A 19578-nucleotide genomic window follows, 5' to 3' on the forward strand; every position below is an offset into this window, starting at 1 on the left:
GGGAAGCCAGCGTCGGAAAGAAAATCGACATTAACGAAGGGACGCTCGTTAAGATGGGCGCCCCCTCAAACAGATACGGATTCCAATGCCCAACGACGCACCCATCGGCCCCGGTCGGCCCAAGGACCTGGCCAAGCGCGAGGCCATCCTCGAAGCCGCCAAGTCGCTGTTTCTCAGCCTTGGCTATGCCAACACCAGCATGGATGCGGTCGCTGCGGCGGCAGGTGTTTCAAAACTCACGGTCTACAGCCACTTCAACGACAAGCAGACGCTGTTCACCTCGGCGGTGATGGCGACCTGCCAAAACCAGTTGCCCGACCTGATGTTCGAGTACCCCGAGGGCGTACCCGTCGAGGACGTGCTGCTCAACATCGCCCGTGGCTTCCAGGCGCTGATCAGCAGTGACGAGGCGGTAAAGCTGAGCCGATTGATCATGGCACTGGGCAGCCAGGACCCGAGCTTTGGCGAGTTTTTCTACGAGGCCGGCCCCAAGCGGGTACTGGCGGGCATGGAGGCGCTGCTGCGCGGGGTGAATGAGCGGGGGTTGCTGAGGATCGACAACCCGTTGCGCGCGGCCGAGCATTTCTTCTGTTTGGTCAAGGGAGCGCCGGATTACCGGTTGCTGCTTGGCTGTGCCGGGCCGCTGGAGGGGGATGAAGCGGAGGCGCATGTGCGCGAGGTGGTGGGGGTATTCGTGCGGGCGTTTCAGGCCTGAACCATTGCGCCGGTCTACGTTTGTGTAGGAGCGGATTCATCCGCGATCACCGGCACAGCCGGTGCCATGCACCGCACCGCCTGCATCGCGGCTGAAGCCGCTCCTACACCGCACAGATCAGCGCACCTAGGCCTTCAGCGCCTTCTTCGGGTAAATGTCATACCGGCTCGACTTGCCCTCAAGGCTATGGCTCGGCTTGGGCCCTTCGATGATCGGCGCCTTGCGCGGCCGCTTCACCACTACACGGTGGGTCGCCAATGCCAACGCCGCCTCCAGCAACGCCGGCGCATCCAGGTCATCGCCCACCAACGGCCGGAACACGCGCATCTCTTTTTTCACCAGCGCGCTTTTGTCCCGGTGCGGGAACATCGGGTCCAGGTAGATCACCTGCGGCGGCTCGCCTTCCCAGCCGCGCATACGCTCGATGGCATTGCCGGTAAGCAGCCGCATGCGCTCGACGATGGGCGCCACTTCGGCATCGCCCCGCGCCCTCAGCAAACCGTCTTCGAGCAAGGCCGCAATCAACGGCTGGCGCTCGATCAAGGTCATCTGGCAGCCGAGGCTTGCCAGCACGAATGCATCCTTGCCCAGCCCCGCCGTGGCATCCAGTACTTGAGGCCGCACGCCTTGGGCGATGCCTACCGCCTTGGCGATCATCTGCCCGTTGCCACCACCAAACATACGCCGGTGCGCCGCCTGACCTTCGACAAAGTCGACCCGCACCGGCCCCGGCGCCTGCGGCCCCAACTGCTGAATCTGCAAGCCATCGGCACCGATCTGCACGGCAAACCCGGCCGTTTCGTCTTCCAGCGGCAACCCCAAACGCTCGGCCCATGCCGCCGCCTGCCCGGTGAATTCCGCCGACAGCGCCTCGACTCTGAGACCTGTGCCCTGCTCCTGCTCTACCATCGCTACGCGTACCCGAAAAAATTAATGAACGGCCAACCTCGGCCGATACAGGCAATATCCCGCTATTCTGCCAGAGCACAACGCGCGCGACTGCCATGACAGATACTCTTCCCATCGGTTTGACCTACCTGTCGCCTGTCGGCAACTACGGTCGGCAGAATACCCAGGCACTGGGTGGCGTCAGCCACCTGTGGCAGGATTTCTTCGCCCGCGCCATGGCCGAGCAGCAGGCCGAGGCACCCGATGCGGTCAGCCAGGCGCTGGTGCAGTACGACAAGGAAAGCGGCGAACCGACGGGCGGGGCCAAGGCCCTGGCACTGATCGAGACGCAACGTGCCTGCGCCGTGCACGATACCGAAGTGATCCCGCCCGAGCCGCTGTTTCTGCCCAAGGCCGAACTTGAAGCGAGCCTGCTGGAGCCAGCACCAGAGCCTTACAGCGCCGCCGACATGATCCAGCAGCAGCGTCAGCTGGACATCAGCAACAGCTGGCTGCGCCCGGTGGTGATGAGCCAGGGCCACCCAGCCCCGGAACCTGGCCCGGCCCCCTCCCCGCGCCCGCTGCACCTGCCGATTGCCGAATTTGAAATGGACTTGCTGGACCCGGCGCCCGAACCATTCGATGAAGCGACCATGGCCAAGCAGCAAAACGATCTGGAATTCGACATGCACTGGGCCCGCCCGGTGGTACTGAACAACGTTCGCGTCCACGCCTGACTTCAACGGCAAACCTGCCAGCGCCCCATGTCCAGGTGAAAATGGTTGCGGTGGGCGGCATTGTAATCCGGCCCCAACACCGTGCTGAAATGCTCGCAGGCTGCCTGCTGAACCTGGCGTAGGAAGTCTGCCTTCTGCCCGCCCGCCTCCCAGTCCCGCGTCAGCACGATGTGCTGGCCATCCTGCAGGCGAAAACCACTGATATCCAAGGCATTGGCCGTGGCGTGCTGGCTCAGCCGGCCTTGCTTGCGATGGTACACATTGCGGCAGGCGAAACTGCCCAGATGATCAACTTGCCCTACCGGCTGGCCGAATACCCGCTGGGCAGCGGGTTGCAGCCCATGGCGCTCAAACAGCGCGTAAGCCACGGCCAACGGACAGCTGGCCAGAAAGCTGCTGCTCAGGCGGGCCTGGCCTTGCTCGATACGCCACACATTCTGCAGCGGGCAATTGGCCGATGGGGGGCTGTCGGCCTGTGCCCGGTAACGCAGGCCGCTGGTTTCCAGTGCCTGACGGCACAGGCCCGGGTCATTTCGCAAGCGCGACAGCTTGTATGGGGTCAGCAGGTTGGGCGGCTGGCGAACGTCCAGCGCAGCCCAAGGGTTCCAGGCATCTGGCGGCCGCCAGCCCAGGTACCAGGCCAGACCTGCCACGGCGAGCAGCAGGCCACACAGCAGCGCCAGTGCACGCATGGGCTTCAGCGGCGGAACAGATCGTTGAGCTGGGCAAACGGCAGCGCCTGTTCGCCATACGTGAAAGTACCTTGGTCACGAATTTCCAGGGCGGCACGCTGGAAGGCGCCCAACGCCGCACGGGCCATCGACGAACCGACGCTGATACGCCGCACGCCCAGGTCCTGCAACTGGTTGACGCCCAAAGGCACGCCAGCCAGCCCCATCAGCACGTTCACCGGTTTGGGTGCAACGGCCTGCACCACGGCACGGATTTCGTCCACGCTGCGCAGCCCCGGCGCATACAGCACATCAGCACCCGCTTCGGCATACGCCTGCAGGCGCTTGATGGTGTCATCCAGGTACATGCGCCCGTGCAGCAGGTTTTCCGCCCGGGCACACAGGGTGAAAGGGAATGGCAGACTGCGCGCGGCCTGCGCGGCAGCACGTACCCGCTCAACAGCCAGGGCGAAGTCATAGATCGGCGTATCACCGCGCCCGCTGGCATCTTCGATCGAGCCACCAACCAGGCCGGTTTCGGCAGCACGCAGAATAGTCTGCGCGCAGTCTTGGGGCAGGTCACCAAACCCGTTTTCCAGGTCGGCGGCAACGGGCAACGGCGTGGCGTCGACAATGTGGCCGGCGTTATCCAGCGTTTCGTCCAGGCTCAACGCCGCCTCGGCATCCGGCCGCCCGAGGCTGAAGGCAAGGCCCGCACTGGTGGTGGCCAAGGCTTCGAAACCCAGGCTGGCCAGTAGCTTGGCGGAGCCCGCATCCCAGGGGTTGGGGATGACGAATGCGCCGTCACGCTCGTGTAGTGCTTTAAAGGCTTCGGCTCGCAGGGTCTGTACATCCATGGTCACAACCTCAGGCAGTCAGGGAAGGCTCAGAGTAGCCCCAATTGTTCGACCTCTGGTGTGCGTGGCAATTCCGGCAACGCGGCCAAGCCGGGCAATCGTGCCATCAGCCGCTGATGAAAGCGCTGGGCCAGTGCGGCCGCCAGGCGGTTGTCCGAGGTGTGCAGGAAGATATAGGGGCTGCGGCCTTCTTCGATCCACAGCGCGACCTTTTCCACCCAAGGCGTAAGAAAGGTTTCGTTGGCTTCAAGCTCGGGGTGGCCGATGAAGCGCACCTGCGGATGCTGGCTGAAGGCAGCCGGGCGCGGCGGCACTTTGGGCTTTTTGGCCTGGGCATCCAGCACGGCGGTGTCACGTGATGAACAGCTGAACAGTGCACGTGGGTCCAGGCAAATGCGCTCGACGCCACGCTCGCGCAACAAGCGATTGAGCATGCGCTCTTCCTCGCCTTTGGCGAAGAAGGCCTGGTTACGCACCTCCACCGCCACCGGCACACCGATCTCATCGAGAAACTGGCAGAGTTCCCCCAGGCGCGCAGGGCCAAACTGTGCAGGTAACTGCAACCAGTAAGGGGCCACCCGCTGCCCAAGGGGCGCCATCAGGCGGGTGAAGTCGAAGGCAGAGTCGAGTTGCTCACGCAGGTCGCCGACGTGGCTGATGTCACCCGGGAATTTGGCAGTGAAACGAAAATGCTCAGGCATCAGCTGCGCCCAGCGTGCAACCGTGCCGGGTGCCGGGCGGGCATAGAAAGTGGTGTTGCCCTCGACCGCGTTGAACACCTGGCTGTACAGGCCAAGAAAATCAGTGCTGCGAGCGTCGGCGGGGTACAGGTACTCGCGCCAGGCGTTTTCGCTCCAGGACGGGCAACCGAGAAAATAAGGCAGGGGTGATGGTGTCATCCATCAAATGTACAGGTCGAGCCCCAGTACTTCCATGTCCCAATCGGTGAAACCGGCCGTGCTGAGGTAACTGGCCAGGGCCGTGGCGGTACGCCGGTCCCGGGCGCGGGGGAAGATCATGTCCTGCTGGCGGGCGGGCAGGCCACCGGTGCGGCGGCGTGAAACAGCGTCCTGAATGACTTCGGTTTCCTCGACCAGCTCCGCATCATCGACGGGTTCATCACGCACCGCTGCCTTGCGCGGGGTGCGCTTGACCGGATAGGACTGCGATGAGAAACCGTCGATACGCATGGAGTGAGCACTCAGGACCAATGATGGCAATCTAACAGCATCAGAGTTCCATCGCTAATGCTCGAGTGATAACTGGACCACACTTCACGCCAAAGGTTTATCGAAAACCGCGATAACCGACGAACTGCACTCAACGTGCCTTGGGCGTAGCTACATTATCGCGCAAGTAAACCGGTTGCGCCTGCTCGGCGACGATTGCCTCGCCACGTGCCCAGGCAAAGCGGGCCAGCTCCAGGATATCGAGGGCGTTGGGCAGTGCGGCGGCATTGCTGGCACTGGCTTGCACAGCCAGGCGGTCCGCATAGCCCCAGCCTGTACCGGCGCCAAACCAGTCACCACTGCATGATTCAGGCAGCGCAACACGCTCCGGCGGCAATACAGATTCCTGGCCAACCAGGCGCATTTCGCCGTCCACGGCCTGGTAGCAACCCCAGTACACTTCGTCCATGCGTGCATCGATGGCAGCCGCCACCTGTTGCACACCATGTTCGCGCAGGGCGCCCTGAGCCAGAGCCGCCAGGTTGGATACCGGCAACACCGGGCGCTCCAGGGCGAAAGCCAGGCCTTGCACCACGCCGATGGCAATGCGCACACCGGTAAAGGCTCCCGGCCCGCGGCCAAAGGCGATGGCGTCCAGATCACTCAGGGCCACCCCGGCATCTGCCAGCAGCTGCTTGATCATCGGCAGCAGCTTTTGCGCATGCATGCGCGGGATGACCTCATAATGGCTGGTGACCTTGCCATCGTGCAGCAGCGCGACGGAACAGGCTTCGGTGGCGGTATCCAGGGCCAGCAGGGTGGTCATCGAACGGGTATCCAGGTGCAAATGAAAAGAGCGGCAGTATAGAGCAGCTGCGGCCCCTGTGGGAGCGGCCTTGTCGGAACGCCGCACCGGTCGGAAACGGCCGCGAAGCGGCCCCAGGATGTCAGCGACACGGCAAAAATCGAGGGGGCTGCTTTGCAGCCCAATCGCGACGCAAGGCCGCTCCCACAAAAAAGCGGCCGCTGCGTCAGATGATGGATCAGCTCAGGGCTGCCAGCACCTTGGCAGTGATGGCATCGACCGAACCCACGCCTTCGATGTGGCTGTACTTCGGCTTGCCGTTCTGGGCGGCCGACAGCTTCTGGTAGAAGTCCACCAGCGGCTTGGTCTGGGTGTGGTAGACCGACAGGCGATGACGAACGGTTTCTTCCTTGTCGTCGTCGCGCTGGATCAGCTCTTCGCCGGTAACGTCGTCCTTGCCTTCCACTTTCGGCGGGTTGTACTGAATGTGGTAGGTGCGGCCCGAGGCCAGGTGCACACGGCGACCCGCCATGCGGCCAACGATTTCTTCGTCGTCCACGGCGATTTCGACCACGGCATCAATGTCGACACCGGCAGCGACCATGGCTTCAGCCTGCGGGATGGTGCGCGGGAAGCCGTCGAACAGGCAGCCATTGGCGCAGTCCGGCTGGGCGATGCGCTCCTTGACCAGGCTGATGATCAGCTCGTCGGACACCAGCTGGCCAGCGTCCATGACTTTCTTCAGCTCCAGGCCCAGCGGGGTACCGGCCTTGACGGCGGCACGCAGCATGTCACCGGTGGAGATCTGAGGGATACCGAACTTTTCGGTGATGAACTTTGCCTGAGTACCTTTACCGGCCCCGGGAGCTCCCAGCAGAATTACGCGCATCTCGTGCTCCTCAAATTTTTTTATGAAATTCAATGGATTCGGCGACCAGGGCCAAGTCCGGAAAATCGGGTATGACCATAAATCGGTCAGAAGGCTGCTCAAGATACACAGCGCCCGTCAGCCAGACAAGCGTCCCAAAGTTGCAGGATTGTGCCATTTGTATCGTCAGCCGCGACGGGTTGCGCCCATCGCAACCCCCTCTTCCCACCTGGCCATACCCATCCCCTGCCCCTGCGCAGCGGCAATGCCCCCACTCATCAACCGGTGTTGCGCAAACCGGCGGCGATGCCAGCCACCGTCACCAACAGGGCCTGCTCCAACGGGCTATCCAGAGCGGCTTCGCGGCTGCGTGAACGCGCCAGCAGCTCGGCCTGGAGGCGGTGCAACGGGTCCAGATACGTGTTGCGAAGGCTGATGAATTCCCGCGTCTCGGGGCTGTGGGCGAGTAGCACCGGCTGCCCGGTCAGACCCAGCACCACCTGGCATGACTGCGACAATAGGTCGCGCAGGTGCGCACCTAAAGGAAGCAACCCCGGTTGCACCAGACGTTCGTCGTAGGCCTTGGCGATTTCAGCATCGGCCTTGGCCAGCACCATCTCCAGCATGTCGATACGGGTGCGGAAGAACGGCCATTGCTCACGCATTTGCCCTAGCAGTGCCCCCTGCCCCCGCGCCAGGGCATTGTTCAACGCGGTTTCCCAGCCCAGCCAGGCCGGCAGCATGAGGCGGGTCTGGGTCCAGCCGAAGATCCACGGAATGGCCCGCAGGCTTTCGATGCCTCCAGCACGGCGTTTGGCCGGGCGGCTACCAAGCGGCAGGCGTCCCAGTTCCTGCTCGGGGGTGGACTGGCGGAAATACTCAACAAAATCCGGGTTTTCACGCACCACACCGCGGTATGCCTTGAGGCCATCGGCAGCCAATTGGTCCATTACCTCGCGCCAGGCGGGCTCTGGCGGTGGCGGCGGCAACAAGGTGGCTTCCAGCACAGCGGCCAGGTAAAGGTTGAGGTTCTGCTCGGCAATGCCCGGAAGGCCGAACTTGAAGCGAATCATCTCGCCCTGCTCGGTGGTACGGAAGCGCCCCGCCACCGACCCCGGCGGCTGCGACAGGATTGCCGCATGCGCCGGCCCGCCACCACGGCCCACGGTACCGCCGCGGCCGTGAAACAGCAGCAACTCGACCTGATGCTCGCGGCAGATACGTACCAGGCTTTCCTGCGCGCGGTATTGGGCCCAGGCAGCTGCCGTTGTACCGGCGTCCTTGGCCGAATCGGAGTAACCGATCATGACCTCCTGTGGCCCACGCAGCCCTGCACGATAGCCCTGCAACCCCAGCAGCCGTTCCATCACAGGGCCGGCGTTGTCCAGGTCGGCGAGGGTTTCGAACAGCGGCACCACCCGCATCGGGCGAGTAAGGCCAGCTTCCTTCAGCAGCAGCTGCACAGCCAGTACATCGGAAGCCGCGCTCGCCATGGAAATCACGTAAGACCCCAGCGATGCGCCCGGTGCCGCTGCAATTTCCCGGCAAGTGGCCAGCACTTCAGCGGTTTCGGCCTGGGGTTTGAAATGCGCCGGCAGCAAAGGTCGGCGGTTTTTCAACTCGGCCTGCAGAAACTCGATACGCTGCTCTTCACTCCAGTCCCCGTAACTGCCCAGGCCCAGGTAATCGGTGATCTCCGACAATGCATCGCGGTGCCGGGCGGCATCCTGGCGCACATCCAGCCGGCCAAGGAACAAGCCGAACGTCACTGCACGGCGCAGGCTGTCGAGCAGTGGGCCATCGGCGATCACGCCCATGCCGCATTCGTGGAGTGACTGGTAGCACAGCTCCAGCGGGGCAATCAGGTCACGATTGTCCACCAGCACCTCGGCACTGGCAGGCTGGCTGCTGGCCAACGACGCATGGGCCCAGGCACGGGTCGCCCGCAACCGGTCGCGCAACTGCTTGAGCACCGCCCGGTAAGGTTCGGCACTCTCGCCCACACGCTCACGCAGGGCATCACTGGCCTGTTGCATGGACAGCTCGGCCGCCAGCGCGTCGACGTCACGCAGGAACAGATCGGCCGCCATCCAACGTGCCAGCAGCAGCACTTCACGGGTCACGGCAGCGGTGACATTGGGGTTGCCATCCCGGTCGCCGCCCATCCACGAAGCAAAGCGGATGGGCGCCGCCTCCAGCGGCAGGCGCAGGCCGGTGGCGTCGTACAGGGCCTTGTCGACTTTGCGCAGATGATTGGGGATCGCATGCCACAACGAGTGCTCGATCACCGCAAAGCCCCATTTGGCCTCGTCCACCGGGGTAGGCCGGGTGCGGCGGATCTCTTCGGTGTGCCATGCCTCGGCGATCAGCCGGCGCAGGCGCTCGCGCACCTGCTGGCGTTCGTCCGGGGTGAGGTCGCGGTGATCCTGCACGGCCAACTGGCCGGCGATGGCGTCGTACTTCTGGATCAGCGTGCGCCTGGCCACCTCGGTAGGGTGGGCGGTAAGCACCAACTGGATGTCGAGCTTGGCCAATTGCCGGGCCAGGGCATCGTCCTTGTGCCCGGCCTGCTTCAGGCGGGCCAGCAACTCGGGCAGTACCCGCGCCTCAAAGGGCTCAGGCTGCTCAGCGTCACGGCGGCGAATCAGCTGGTACTGTTCGGCCATGTTCGCCAGGTTGAGAAACTGGTTGAAGGCCCTGGCTACCGGCAGCAGGTCTTCCTCAGCCAGGTCCGCCAGGGTCGAACTCAACTGTTCCCCGGCCCCTCGACGGTCGGCCTTGGCACTGTGGCGGATGTCCTCGATCTTCTGCAGGAACGCATCGCCATGCTGCTGGCGAATGGTCTCGCCGAGCAGTTCACCCAGCAGATGGACATCTTCACGCAAACGCACATCGATATCGGTCATTGGCCCTCTCTCAGGTGCGGTTGGCCCGCACACTTGTCCTTGAAACGCCGTTGCCCCAAGAGTGCCTACAGCCAGGGCGCCATGGCAAGCCGCGATACGCCAAAGCAAACTAAAGTTAAGGCAACGCACTCCGATGCAATGCAGCCTTTAAAGGCGTTGACCGAGGTGAACATGAAAATCCGCGAACTCACGCAGCACTGGGAACAAAACGCCGCCGGGCGCATGAGCCCGACCAGCCATGTGCTGCACCTGGACCTGGAGTCCGAAGCGCGCCTGGCCGCGCTGATCGAGATGTACCCCAAACGCAAGGCCGAAGAACTGCTCGGTGAACTGGTCGCGGCCGCGCTCACAGAGCTTGAGGCCAGCTTCCCTTACGTGCAGGGCAAGCGTGTCGTCGCCACTGATGAAGAAGGTGACCCGCTGTACGAAGACATCGGCCCTACCCCGCGCTTTCTCGCCCTCTCCCGCCATCATTTGCATGACCTGAGCACACCGGGCAAGGACAGCGCGGAGTAATCCTCCATTGCGGATGCAGCGCCGCAAACCGGCGCTCATCCCATTCAGATTTCACCCATCCCGGCAAAAAATTTCTGAACTATCAAAAAAACGCCTGAGTCACAGCCAATAGCCACCACGCTGAAACCCGCATGAATACTGCGGTACAGCGCTGGACTGCTACGGACATTGTCGTCATCAGGAGTGATCCAATGGAACTGACCACTATCAAAACCCGCCTTTCGTCCACCCCCGTGCGCGGCCTCAAACTGGCTGCACTGGCCCTGGGCAGCAGCCTGATACTGGCAGGCTGTGCGGGCAACCCACCTACCGAGCAATACGCCGTGACTCAGTCCGCCGTGAACTCCGCCGTCAGCGCTGGCGGCACCGAGTTCGCCGCCGTGGAAATGAAAGCGGCCCAGGACAAGTTCAAGCAGGCGGAAATCGCCATGCACGACAAAAAGTACGACGAAGCCAAGCTGCTGGCGCAACAGGCCGAGTGGGACGCACGGGTTGCCGAACGCAAAGCCCAGGCAGCCAAGGCCCAGAAGGCCGTGCAGGATGCCCGCGAGGGTGTTCAGGACGTGCGTCAGGAAGGCCTGCGTAGCGCGCAGTAAGCGCTCGCCCGCCCCCCTACGCTTTCGCAATCGATCAAAGGATGAACACTATGCGCAACTACGTCATGATTCCCGCCCTGCTGGCCCTGAGCGTTGGCCTTGCTGCCTGCTCCCACGACCCGAACGCCAACCTGGAATCGGCCCGCACCAACTTCTCGGCGCTGCAAAGCGACCCTCAGGCGAGCAAGGTTGCAGCGCTTGAAACCAAGGACGCCCAGGACTGGCTGAACAAGGCCGACAAAGCCTACATGGAGCGTGAGGACAGCAAGAAGGTCGACCAGCTGGCCTACCTGACCAACCAGCGTGTGGAAGTGGCCAAGCAGACCATTGCCCTGCGTACGGCCGAGGCCGAGTTGAAAAACGCCTCCGCCCAACGTGCCCAGGCCAAACTGGACGCCCGTGATGCGCAGATCGCCAAGCTGCAGGACAGCCTGAACGCCAAGCAAACCGATCGTGGCACACTGGTGACCTTCGGCGATGTGCTGTTCGACTTCAACAAGGCCGAACTCAAGAGCAACGCCTACCCGAACGTGACCAAACTGGCGCAGTTCCTTCAGGAAAACCCTGAGCGCAAGGTGATCGTCGAGGGTTACACCGACAGCGTCGGTTCGGCTAATTACAACCAGAGCCTGTCGGAGCGCCGCGCTGGCGCCGTGCGCATGGCGCTGGTGCGTGCTGGTGTAGACCCTGCTCGCATCGTGGCCCAAGGCTATGGCAAGGAGTACCCGGTGGCCGATAACGGCAGCAACTCGGGCCGGGCACAGAACCGTCGGGTGGAGGTGACTATCTCCAACGACAATCAACCGGTGGCTCCGCGCGCGGTTAGCCAGGTTCAATAAGTCTTAACCTGTAAGGGCCCTTCGCGGCTGAAGCCGCTCCTACAAGGGATAGGTGATCCCCTGTAGGAGCGGCTTAAGCCGCGAAGGGCCCTTACAGGCAGTAGAGATTTCGGATTACTGCACCTGCTGCGGCGTTTCCTCCCCCATGCAACGCACCGCCCGCTTGCGGTTATCCACCAAAACCCCCGTCAACCCCTTCTGCTGGGTATCGAACAGCACCAACACCCCATCCAGGCATTGTGCCACCTGCGGCGCCGGGTCCAGCGAGACTTTGTAGTCTTCACCGGGCACGGTCTTGAGCATGGTGTAGTCCTGCAACAGCAGCGCATCCTCCGGCTTGGCAAAATGCAGGTAGCCGTAATACCACAGGGCCCCCACCGTCACGATGATGCTGCCGACACCGGTCAGGATCAGCGGGATGGCGTTGCGTTCTTCACTCATTGCTTGTTCTTCTCGTCTGGGTAGTTAGGCACTTCGGCAAGCCGCCGCAGGCCGTTGAAATGGCTGGGGTCGTCCAGAAAACGCAGCATCACCTGGCGCCAGGTCGGGTCGGCGAAGGTCTGCACGTGGCCGCCCCGGGTCAGTTGCAACACCCGTGGGGGCGGCGCGTGCTGGTACAGGCGGATGCCGTTGTCCATCGGTACCAGGTTGTCGTCGATGCTATGGAAGAAGAGCTTCGGCGGGCTGCTCAGTTGCTCGATCGAACGAATCGCACTGTCGCCGTCCGGCACCAGCCACGACAAAGGCACTTGCAACGGCCAGGTCAGCCACGAAGTGCTCAGGGCGTAACGCCCCACTGCGCGATAACTGGCGGGCACACCATCGAACACCAGCGCACTGAAGCGCTGACGCTGATCGGGGTGGGCTGCCAGGTAATGAATGGCCATCGCGCCACCCAGGCTCTGCCCCAGCAGCACCAGCGGTTTGCCCTTTACTTCCGGGGCCTGGTCGAGCCACGCCATGGCGGCGGCGATGTCCTCGTAGACTTCCGGCAGGCCAGGTTTGCCCTGCGACAGGCCATAGCCACGATAGTCAATCATCAGCACCTGATAGCCCTGCTCCGGCAACCAGTAGCTGCCGCCCAAGTGCCCAGGCAGGTTGCCACCATTGCCATGCAGGTGCAGCACTGTGCCTTTGACCGCCACCCCAGCCTTGGCCGGCAGCCACCAACCGTGCAGCCTTATGCCATCCGAGGTGACCAAGGTGAGGTCGCGGTACTCAAGCTTGGCCCGCTCCGGCGTGAATGGCTGGCCAGGCTCCGGGTAGAACAGCAGGCTGCTGCACCCGCCCAGCCCCAGCAGCATCAGCCCCAGGGCCAAGCGGCGGCAGCACTCAGAGAATGTTCGCGTAATCGGCTTCAATGCGGTCCAGGCTCAGGTGGTTGAGGAAGTTGGAGAAGCACATCCAGGCCGAAAGGGCGTTAAGGTCGCGGAACTGCTCCGGCAGGTATTTGGGCGGCTCCACCAACCCCTCTTCCACCAATTGGCGCAGGGTGCGCATGTCTTCCAGGGTGGTCTTGCCACAGAACAGCAGCGGAATCTGTTCGAGCTTGCCCTTCTTCACGGCCAACTGAATGTAGTTGTAAACCATGATGAAACCCTTGAGGTAGGACAAGTCCTTGGTAAACGGCAGGCCATTGGGCACCGAGCCACGGAACACCCGGCTGGCGTTGCTGTAGCTTTGCGCCATCTCGAAGCCTTGCTCGCGGAAGAACGCGAACACCTGCATGAAATCGGCGCCCTCCTCGACCATATGGATGGCGCGGGTGCGGTTGGTGAGTTTGCGCAGGCGGCTGGGGTATGAGGCGAAGGCAATGACCTCCATGAGGATCGCCAGGCCTTCCTGGGTCACCGTCGACGAGGGTGGGCCCTTGGCCAAAAACGTGCAGATTGGCTGGTTAAGGCCGTTAAGCGTGGTACCCACGTGCACCAACCCTTCATGCACCTCCAGCGCGCGCACGTCGCGGTTGTTGAACATGGCGTCGGCACGCACCTTGATGTAGTCGGCGCCTGCTGCCGCATCGGCGACGATGCCGTCGGACTCGAACACGCGGATGGTTTCCTCAGCCTCGCCGAACACCTTGTTCAGGCGGCGCTGGAGGATTTCAACCGCCTCTTTGGCGGTCAGGTTCTTCGGCTCGTCCTTCAGGTCGCCACGGCCGTCAATGTTGTTCAGGTAATCGGACAGCATCAGGCCCAAGTCAGCCAGGGTCGGGTCACCGGCGTGGAAGGCGTCGGACGCGGCGCCGTACAGTTCCTGGGAAATCAGCCCGAAGTCCTCGGTACCGCGGGCTTCGAGCATGCGCACCACCATGCGGTATTCACGGCACATGCGCTTCATGATCTGCCCGACCGGGTTGAACTGGCCAAGCTGGCGGATGATGTCGCGCTCGATCGCCTGGAACTCTGCCTTGACCGCGTTCGAGTCGAACGACAATGGTCGGCCCAGGTAATAGTCACGATCGATGGCAGGCGGCTCTTTGCCCTTGGCCTTGAGGAAGCCCTGGCGGATGTTTTCGTCCCATTTCACGGCATCCAGTACGCGGATCGGGGTCTGGGCCGCGACGATACGGTCGGACAGGGTGCGGATGGTTTGTTGGTATTCGTCCACCGGGGACTCCTTTCTTGAACCGGATACCTGTGCCGGCCTCATCGCGGCTAAAGCCGCTCCTACAGGGATTTCACAACCTTCGTGGTCATTTGCCGGATCGCTGGAACCGCGCCACCTCAACGAACAGGTCCGAGTTGGCCGGGTCGTCCAGGTACGCCAGCACACGCGCCGACGGGCTGTCGATCAACACGCCCTCGCCGTTGTCTTCCGGCACTTCGGTGCTACGCCCGGTGAGTTCTTTCTTGTCCACGGCTTGCTGCACCTGCTCTACATCAAGGTTGTAAAGCACCAGCTCCTTGCCCTCGACGATATCGAAACCGCCAATCAGGAAATGCCCACCCAGGCGCTTGGGCACGCCAGCCGACAGGTACCAACGGTTACCGTGGCGCGACACCGTGAACACGTACTCCTCAGGCTTTTTGCCCTTGGCCGTGGCCACGGCTTTATAGGCATCGGCACCGCTGCGGCTGATCACCAGTTTCAGCGGCTCACCCCAGGCATCCTTGCTGCTCCACTTGCCCAGCAAGGCCTTGGGCGCCGCCTGGTTACTCGGCAGCGGCTCATGAAAGGTCACCAGACAACCGCCCAGCAGCAGGAATGACAACGTCAACAACACCACACGCCAGGCTTTCATCAGGTTCTCCTTGAAGTTCGGGCTCTGCTCAGGCCGATGCCAGCACCAAATGCAGGTAACGGGTAAGCATAGCGAGCATCTGCCCGTCGGCTTGCGCATCGGCATCCTTGAGCAGGCCCTGATATTCCATCTGCTCGATAATCGCCGTCAACATCTGGGCGTCCTGTTCCGGCTGGCGCGAGCCGACTACCTGCAGCATCTGCCGCGCACCGTGCAGCAAAATCTGCTCGTGGGCGCGCACCAGCTCGGCCAGGCGCGGGCACAGCAATGCCTCCTGACGGAAGGCTTGTTCTGCCATGAGGTAGTCACGGCGGTTGAGCAACTGGCGCGAGACGTAGTCAGCGGTCATGCGTGCCACTTCATCGGCCAACCGTGCGCGAGACTGCACACTGCCATCACCTTGGGCGAGCAACTGGCGCAACACCACTTCGGTGTTGGCCCACAGCTTGGCCATGTAGGCAGCGCTGCGCTCGACGTACTGGGCGAAGGTGTCGGTGAGCAGGTCTTCGATGTCCTTGAAGTAATACGTGGTAGCAGACAGCGGTACCTCGGCTTCGGCGGCCACTGCGCGGTGCCGTACGCCACGCACGCCATCGCGCACGACGATGCGCATGGCGGCATCGAGGATTTGCTGGCGGCGTTGCTCGCTACCTTGGCGGGCGGTCTTGCGGCCTTGGTATTGCACGCTTTCGGCGACGGCGGTGGCGATGCCTGCGGCGCCTGGGTGAGGCATTGCGGGGGTCACGGGGGTTACCTCGGGGAAGTGGGTATTCTGTGCGGGCCAATCGCGGATAAATCCGCCCCTACAGGGCTGCGCTGCCTGTGTAGGAGCGGATTCATCCGCGATAGGGCCAGTACAGACAACATAAAGCTTCAGACAAGAAAAAGCCGCCCCTAAAGGCGGCTCGTTCAGTTCACACTCAGGCCTGTGGGCGCATGTGCGGGAACAGGATCACGTCACGGATCGACGGCGAGTTGGTCAGCAGCATCACCAGGCGGTCGATACCAATGCCTTCACCGGCAGTCGGCGGCATGCCGTACTCCAGGGCGCGGACGAAATCGGCGTCGTAGTGCATGGCTTCGTCGTCACCGGCGTCCTTCTCGGCCACCTGGGCCAGGAAGCGCTCGGCCTGATCTTCGGCATCGTTGAGCTCGGAGTAGGCGTTGGCGATTTCGCGGCCGCCAATGAACAGCTCGAAGCGGTCGGTCACAGCCGGGTTGTCGTCGTTGCGGCGCGCCAGCGGCGACACTTCGAACGGGTACTCGGTGATGAAGTGCGGCTGCTCCAGCTTGTGCTCGACCAGCTCTTCGAAAATCATCACCTGCAGTTTACCCAGGCCTTCATGGCCCAGCACCTTGGCACCGGCCTTCTTGGCGATGTCGCGGGCGCGGTCAACGTCCTGCAGGTCGGCGGCGGTCAACTCTGGGTTGTACTTGAGGATCGAGTCGAACACCGACAGGCGTACGAACGGCTCGCCGAAGTGGAACACCTTGTCGCCGTACGGCACGTCGGTGCTGCCCAGCACCAGTTGCGCCAGCTCGCGGAACAGTTCCTCGGTGAGGTCCATGTTGTCGCGGTAGTCGGCGTAGGCCTGGTAGAACTCGAGCATGGTGAACTCAGGGTTGTGCCGGGTCGACACACCTTCGTTACGGAAGTTGCGGTTGATCTCGAAGACCTTCTCGAAACCACCCACTACCAGGCGCTTGAGGTACAGCTCCGGCGCGATACGCAGGAACATGGCCATGTCCAGGGCGTTGTGGTGGGTTTCGAACGGCTTGGCCGCCGCGCCACCCGGGATGGTCTGCAGCATCGGGGTTTCGACTTCGAGGAAGTCACGCTCGATGAGGAATTTGCGGATGTGCGAGATCACCTGCGAACGCACACGGAAGGTGTGGCGGGTTTCTTCGTTGACCATCAGGTCGACGTAGCGCTGGCGGTAGCGCTGCTCGGTGTCGGTCAGGCCGTGGTGCTTGTCGGGCAGCGGGCGCAGCGACTTGGTCAGCAGGCGCACGTTGGTCATTTCGACGTACAGGTCGCCCTTGCCGGAGCGGGCCAGGGTGCCTTCGGCGCTAATGATGTCGCCCAAGTCCCAGGTTTTGACGGCGGCCAGGGTTTCTTCCGGCAGGGTCTTGCGGTTGACGTAGACCTGGATGCGACCGGTCATGTCCTGGATCACCATGAACGAGCCACGGTTGAGCATGATGCGGCCCGCCACCTTGACCGGGATCGCTGCAGCTTCCAGCTCTTCCTTGGTCTTGTCCGCGTACTGCTTCTGCAGGTCGTTGCAGTAGCTGTCGCGGCGGAAGTCGTTGGGGAAGGCATTGCCTTTGGCGCGCTCGGCGGCAAGTTTTTCCTTGCGCAGGGCGATCAGGGCGTTTTCTTCCTGTTGCAGGTCTTGCGGTTGGGTGTTGAGGTCGCTCATGTCGTCATTCTTTCCATCAGGTGTTCGTTGCCCCTGTCGGGCAGGGCACGCGATACGGGCCGGTTGCCTCGTATCGCGGCGGTGGTGTGCGGCTTACAGCCCCTGCTTGAGGCTCGCTTCCAGGTACTGGTCGAGGTCGCCGTCCAGCACCTTCTGGCAGTCGCTGCGCTCGACGCCGGTACGCAGGTCCTTGATGCGGGAGTCGTCCAGCACGTACGAGCGGATCTGGTGGCCCCAGCCGATGTCGGACTTGCTGTCTTCCAGCGCCTGCGAAGCGGCGTTGCGTTTTTGCATTTCCAGCTCGTACAACTTGGCCCGCAGCATCTTCATGGCGGTGTCTTTGTTGGCGTGCTGGGAGCGTTCGTTCTGGCACGCCACCACGGTGTTGGTCGGCACGTGGGTGATACGTACCGCCGAGTCGGTGGTGTTGACGTGCTGACCACCGGCACCCGAGGAGCGGTAGGTGTCGATGCGCAGGTCGGACGGGTTGATGTCGATTTCGACCTTGTCGTCGATCTCCGGCGATACGAATACGGCCGAGAACGAGGTGTGGCGACGGGCGCCGGAGTCGAACGGGCTTTTGCGCACCAGGCGGTGCACGCCGATTTCGGTGCGCAGCCAGCCAAAGGCGTACTCGCCCTTGATGTGCACGGTGGCGCCCTTGATACCGGCAACTTCACCTTCGGACAGTTCGATGATGGTGGCATCGAACCCACGCTTGTCGGCCCAGCGCAGGTACATGCGCAGCAGGATGTTGGCCCAGTCCTGCGCTTCGGTACCGCCGGAGCCGGCCTGGATGTCCAGGTAGGCGTTGTTCATGTCCATCTCGCCGCTGAACATGCGACGGAACTCAAGCTGGGCCAGGGATTCTTCCAGGCTCTCCAGTTCGGTCACGACGTCGCTTACAGCGCCTTCATCACCCTCTTCGACGGCCATGTCGAGCAGGTCTTTGCTGTCGTTCAGGCCACCGGACAGTTTGTCCAGGGTGTCGACAACCTGCGCCAGCATGGCGCGCTCACGGCCCAGGGCCTGGGCGTACTCGGGCTTGTTCCAGACGTTGGGGTCTTCCAGCTCGCGGTTGACTTCGATCAGGCGGTCATGCTTTTGATCGTAGTCAAAGATACCCCCGAATGGACTGGGAACGTTCGGTGAGGTCCTTGATGGTGTTGAGGATCGGTTGGATTTCCATGGGCGGCCTACTCGCAAGAATTCGGTGAAAAGCCGGGGAGTATAACCGAGTCTGGAGCACGGCGGCAGACCCGCCGGGCGGCAGGCACTGCCATGCGCATGGGTCAGGCGATGCCGACCTGGTTCCGCCCGCTGTTCTTGGCCTGGTAGAGGCCCTTGTCCGCGGCCGAAATCAGCTGCCGGCAATGGCTGCCAATCGCTGGCGTCTGGGTCGCCAGGCCAATACTCACCGTCAACCGAGAGTCCGCCTGCGGCGCGGTATGCGGAATGTTCAGGCCATGCACCGTCTGGCGCAGCTTTTCCGCCACCAGCCGCGCGCCACCTGGGGACGTATTGGGCAGCACCAGCGCGAATTCTTCGCCACCATAGCGCGCAGGCAAGTCGGATGGCCGCGAGCAGGAGCCGCGAATGGCCTCGGCCACCTGCCGCAACGCCTCATCTCCGGCCAGGTGCCCAAAGCTGTCGTTGTAGGCCTTGAAGTAGTCCACATCGATCATCAGCAACGACAACTGCTGCTGTTCGCGCATGGCCCGGCGCCACTCCAGTTCGAGGTACTCGTCGAAGTGGCGGCGGTTGGACAGCCCGGTCAGGCCATCGGAGTTCATCAGCCGCTGCAGCATCAGGTTGGTGTCCAGCAACTGTTGCTGGCTCACGCGCAGGGCGCGGTAGGCTTCATCGCGCTGCAGCAGGGTAAGGTAGGAACGCGAATGATAGCGAATGCGCGCCACCAGTTCGATGGTGTCCGGCAGCTTGACCAGGTAATCGTTGGCCCCGGCAGCAAACGCGGCACTCTTGACCAGCGGGTCTTCCTTGGTCGACAGGACGATGATCGGGATGTCTTGAGTTGCCGGGTTGTTACGGTATTCGCGCACCAGTGTCAGGCCGTCGAGGCCCGGCATGATCAGGTCCTGCAGGATGACCGTGGGCTTGATGCGCATGGCCTGGGCCACGGCCTGGTGCGGGTCGGCACAGAAGTGGAAGTCGATGTTCTCTTCGTGGGCCAAGCCACGGCGCACCGCTTCGCCGATCATCGCCTGATCATCGACCAGAAGGACCATCGCGGAATTTTCGTCGGTGGTCGCAAAACCTTCGATCGGTAGATCAGTCATCCGTATTCACCTGTTCACTGCCGCCCAAGCGGTGTGACTCATTACAT

General features: G+C 62.8%; 21 protein-coding genes. 5 read left to right on the forward strand and 16 right to left on the reverse strand.

The features are described 5' to 3' along the window. Window positions 1-85: 85 nt before the first annotated feature. Window positions 86-715, forward strand: coding sequence for a TetR/AcrR family transcriptional regulator (locus PVV54_RS20520; protein ID WP_446731425.1), 630 nt, complete (start codon window positions 86-88; stop codon window positions 713-715). A gap of 126 nt (window positions 716-841) precedes the next feature. Here the strand turns inward: PVV54_RS20520 and PVV54_RS20525 are convergent, their stop codons facing one another. Next, window positions 842-1624 carry a class I SAM-dependent methyltransferase gene (locus PVV54_RS20525; RefSeq protein WP_274906989.1) on the reverse strand — a complete coding sequence of 261 codons (783 nt, stop codon included), beginning with the start codon at window positions 1622-1624 and terminating at the stop codon, window positions 842-844. A 95-nt stretch (window positions 1625-1719) separates the two neighbouring features. Here PVV54_RS20525 and PVV54_RS20530 point away from each other — a divergent pair, with 95 nt between their 5' ends. Further along, entirely contained in the window at window positions 1720-2340 is a 621-nt protein-coding gene (locus tag PVV54_RS20530; RefSeq protein WP_274906990.1) for an energy transducer TonB, read from the forward strand. Window positions 2341-2342: 2 nt separating this feature from the next. Here PVV54_RS20530 and PVV54_RS20535 read toward each other — a convergent pair whose 3' ends face one another. From PVV54_RS20535 to ppc, 7 genes are all read right to left on the reverse strand, one after another. After that, window positions 2343-3032, reverse strand: coding sequence for an extensin-like domain-containing protein (locus tag PVV54_RS20535; protein WP_274906991.1), 690 nt, complete (start codon window positions 3030-3032; stop codon window positions 2343-2345). A gap of 5 nt (window positions 3033-3037) precedes the next feature. Further along, the gene (locus tag PVV54_RS20540; protein ID WP_274906992.1) at window positions 3038-3868 is read right to left on the reverse strand and encodes an isocitrate lyase/PEP mutase family protein; all 831 of its coding nucleotides are present in this window, start codon (window positions 3866-3868) and stop codon (window positions 3038-3040) included. Between the two features lie 29 nt (window positions 3869-3897). Further along, on the reverse strand, window positions 3898-4767 hold the full coding sequence (locus PVV54_RS20545) for a DUF72 domain-containing protein (protein ID WP_274906993.1): 870 nt from the start codon (window positions 4765-4767) through the stop codon (window positions 3898-3900). Between the two features lie 3 nt (window positions 4768-4770). Next, window positions 4771-5058 (reverse strand): hypothetical protein, encoded by a 288-nt coding sequence (locus PVV54_RS20550; RefSeq protein ID WP_274906994.1) that lies wholly within the window; start codon window positions 5056-5058, stop codon window positions 4771-4773. Between the two features lie 130 nt (window positions 5059-5188). Continuing rightward, a complete protein-coding gene (tsaB, locus tag PVV54_RS20555; protein WP_274906995.1) occupies window positions 5189-5863 on the reverse strand; it encodes a tRNA (adenosine(37)-N6)-threonylcarbamoyltransferase complex dimerization subunit type 1 TsaB in 675 nt (224 codons plus the stop codon). Window positions 5864-6080: 217 nt separating this feature from the next. After that, window positions 6081-6731, reverse strand: a complete 651-nt coding sequence (gene adk / locus PVV54_RS20560; protein ID WP_274906996.1) for an adenylate kinase — start codon at window positions 6729-6731, stop codon at window positions 6081-6083. Window positions 6732-6988: 257 nt separating this feature from the next. Further along, window positions 6989-9616, reverse strand: coding sequence for a phosphoenolpyruvate carboxylase (gene ppc, locus PVV54_RS20565; RefSeq protein ID WP_274906997.1), 2628 nt, complete (start codon window positions 9614-9616; stop codon window positions 6989-6991). A 171-nt stretch (window positions 9617-9787) separates the two neighbouring features. Between ppc and PVV54_RS20570 the strand changes: the two genes are divergently transcribed. The 3 genes from PVV54_RS20570 (at window position 9788) to PVV54_RS20580 (ending at window position 11567) form a co-directional block, all read left to right on the forward strand. Next, window positions 9788-10132, forward strand: coding sequence for a pilin assembly protein (locus PVV54_RS20570; protein ID WP_274906998.1), 345 nt, complete (start codon window positions 9788-9790; stop codon window positions 10130-10132). Between the two features lie 191 nt (window positions 10133-10323). Beyond that, window positions 10324-10728: a DUF4398 domain-containing protein gene (locus PVV54_RS20575; RefSeq protein WP_274906999.1), complete on the forward strand. Its 405-nt coding sequence runs from the start codon at window positions 10324-10326 to the stop codon at window positions 10726-10728. A gap of 50 nt (window positions 10729-10778) precedes the next feature. Further along, window positions 10779-11567: an OmpA family protein gene (locus tag PVV54_RS20580; RefSeq protein ID WP_274907000.1), complete on the forward strand. Its 789-nt coding sequence runs from the start codon at window positions 10779-10781 to the stop codon at window positions 11565-11567. A 114-nt stretch (window positions 11568-11681) separates the two neighbouring features. Here the strand turns inward: PVV54_RS20580 and PVV54_RS20585 are convergent, their stop codons facing one another. The 8 genes from PVV54_RS20585 to wspR all read right to left on the reverse strand — a co-directional run bounded on the left by PVV54_RS20585 (window position 11682) and on the right by wspR (window position 19531). After that, the gene (locus tag PVV54_RS20585; protein ID WP_274907001.1) at window positions 11682-12008 is read right to left on the reverse strand and encodes a hypothetical protein; all 327 of its coding nucleotides are present in this window, start codon (window positions 12006-12008) and stop codon (window positions 11682-11684) included. Continuing rightward, window positions 12005-12928 carry an alpha/beta hydrolase gene (locus PVV54_RS20590; RefSeq protein WP_274907002.1) on the reverse strand — a complete coding sequence of 308 codons (924 nt, stop codon included), beginning with the start codon at window positions 12926-12928 and terminating at the stop codon, window positions 12005-12007. The genes PVV54_RS20585 and PVV54_RS20590 overlap by 4 nt, the downstream gene beginning before the upstream one ends. Beyond that, entirely contained in the window at window positions 12900-14219 is a 1320-nt protein-coding gene (locus PVV54_RS20595) for a flavohemoglobin expression-modulating QEGLA motif protein (protein ID WP_274907003.1), read from the reverse strand. Before PVV54_RS20595 ends, PVV54_RS20590 begins: the two co-directional genes overlap by 29 nt. Before the next feature lie 43 nt (window positions 14220-14262). Then, complete coding sequence (locus PVV54_RS20600; protein WP_274907004.1) at window positions 14263-14811, reverse strand: hypothetical protein; 549 nt, start codon at window positions 14809-14811, stop codon at window positions 14263-14265. A 28-nt stretch (window positions 14812-14839) separates the two neighbouring features. Continuing rightward, on the reverse strand, window positions 14840-15544 hold the full coding sequence (locus PVV54_RS20605; RefSeq protein ID WP_274910477.1) for a TetR/AcrR family transcriptional regulator: 705 nt from the start codon (window positions 15542-15544) through the stop codon (window positions 14840-14842). A 187-nt stretch (window positions 15545-15731) separates the two neighbouring features. Then, complete coding sequence (lysS, locus tag PVV54_RS20610; protein ID WP_274907005.1) at window positions 15732-17234, reverse strand: lysine--tRNA ligase; 1503 nt, start codon at window positions 17232-17234, stop codon at window positions 15732-15734. 93 nt (window positions 17235-17327) lie between these two features. Then, window positions 17328-18423, reverse strand: a protein-coding gene (prfB, locus tag PVV54_RS20615) for a peptide chain release factor 2 (RefSeq protein WP_274907006.1) whose coding sequence is annotated in 2 segments (ribosomal slippage) — window positions 17328-18350 and window positions 18352-18423 — 1095 coding nt in all. Because the reading frame shifts where the segments join, the coding sequence is not laid out codon by codon here. Between the two features lie 103 nt (window positions 18424-18526). Further along, window positions 18527-19531 carry a Wsp signal transduction system regulator diguanylate cyclase WspR gene (wspR, locus tag PVV54_RS20620; protein ID WP_274907007.1) on the reverse strand — a complete coding sequence of 335 codons (1005 nt, stop codon included), beginning with the start codon at window positions 19529-19531 and terminating at the stop codon, window positions 18527-18529. Window positions 19532-19578 lie beyond the last annotated feature (47 nt).

The sequence above is a fragment of the Pseudomonas sp. PSKL.D1 genome, assembly GCF_028898945.1.
GTDB lineage: Bacteria > Pseudomonadota > Gammaproteobacteria > Pseudomonadales > Pseudomonadaceae > Aquipseudomonas.

Excerpts from the sequence above, each read along its gene's own strand:
- PVV54_RS20520 (WP_446731425.1), top strand. The coding sequence starts at position 86 with ATGCCCAACGACGCACCCATCGGCCCCGGTCGGCCCAAGGACCTGGCC.
- PVV54_RS20525 (WP_274906989.1), bottom strand. The coding sequence starts at position 1,624 with ATGGTAGAGCAGGAGCAGGGCACAGGTCTCAGAGTCGAGGCGCTGTCG.
- PVV54_RS20530 (WP_274906990.1), top strand. The coding sequence starts at position 1,720 with ATGACAGATACTCTTCCCATCGGTTTGACCTACCTGTCGCCTGTCGGC.
- PVV54_RS20535 (WP_274906991.1), bottom strand. The coding sequence starts at position 3,032 with ATGCGTGCACTGGCGCTGCTGTGTGGCCTGCTGCTCGCCGTGGCAGGT.
- PVV54_RS20540 (WP_274906992.1), bottom strand. The coding sequence starts at position 3,868 with ATGGATGTACAGACCCTGCGAGCCGAAGCCTTTAAAGCACTACACGAG.
- PVV54_RS20545 (WP_274906993.1), bottom strand. The coding sequence starts at position 4,767 with ATGACACCATCACCCCTGCCTTATTTTCTCGGTTGCCCGTCCTGGAGC.
- PVV54_RS20550 (WP_274906994.1), bottom strand. The coding sequence starts at position 5,058 with ATGCGTATCGACGGTTTCTCATCGCAGTCCTATCCGGTCAAGCGCACC.
- tsaB (WP_274906995.1), bottom strand. The coding sequence starts at position 5,863 with ATGACCACCCTGCTGGCCCTGGATACCGCCACCGAAGCCTGTTCCGTC.
- adk (WP_274906996.1), bottom strand. The coding sequence starts at position 6,731 with ATGCGCGTAATTCTGCTGGGAGCTCCCGGGGCCGGTAAAGGTACTCAG.
- ppc (WP_274906997.1), bottom strand. The coding sequence starts at position 9,616 with ATGACCGATATCGATGTGCGTTTGCGTGAAGATGTCCATCTGCTGGGT.
- PVV54_RS20570 (WP_274906998.1), top strand. The coding sequence starts at position 9,788 with ATGAAAATCCGCGAACTCACGCAGCACTGGGAACAAAACGCCGCCGGG.
- PVV54_RS20575 (WP_274906999.1), top strand. The coding sequence starts at position 10,324 with ATGGAACTGACCACTATCAAAACCCGCCTTTCGTCCACCCCCGTGCGC.
- PVV54_RS20580 (WP_274907000.1), top strand. The coding sequence starts at position 10,779 with ATGCGCAACTACGTCATGATTCCCGCCCTGCTGGCCCTGAGCGTTGGC.
- PVV54_RS20585 (WP_274907001.1), bottom strand. The coding sequence starts at position 12,008 with ATGAGTGAAGAACGCAACGCCATCCCGCTGATCCTGACCGGTGTCGGC.
- PVV54_RS20595 (WP_274907003.1), bottom strand. The coding sequence starts at position 14,219 with ATGAGGCCGGCACAGGTATCCGGTTCAAGAAAGGAGTCCCCGGTGGAC.
- PVV54_RS20600 (WP_274907004.1), bottom strand. The coding sequence starts at position 14,811 with ATGAAAGCCTGGCGTGTGGTGTTGTTGACGTTGTCATTCCTGCTGCTG.
- PVV54_RS20605 (WP_274910477.1), bottom strand. The coding sequence starts at position 15,544 with ATGCCTCACCCAGGCGCCGCAGGCATCGCCACCGCCGTCGCCGAAAGC.
- lysS (WP_274907005.1), bottom strand. The coding sequence starts at position 17,234 with ATGAGCGACCTCAACACCCAACCGCAAGACCTGCAACAGGAAGAAAAC.
- wspR (WP_274907007.1), bottom strand. The coding sequence starts at position 19,531 with ATGACTGATCTACCGATCGAAGGTTTTGCGACCACCGACGAAAATTCC.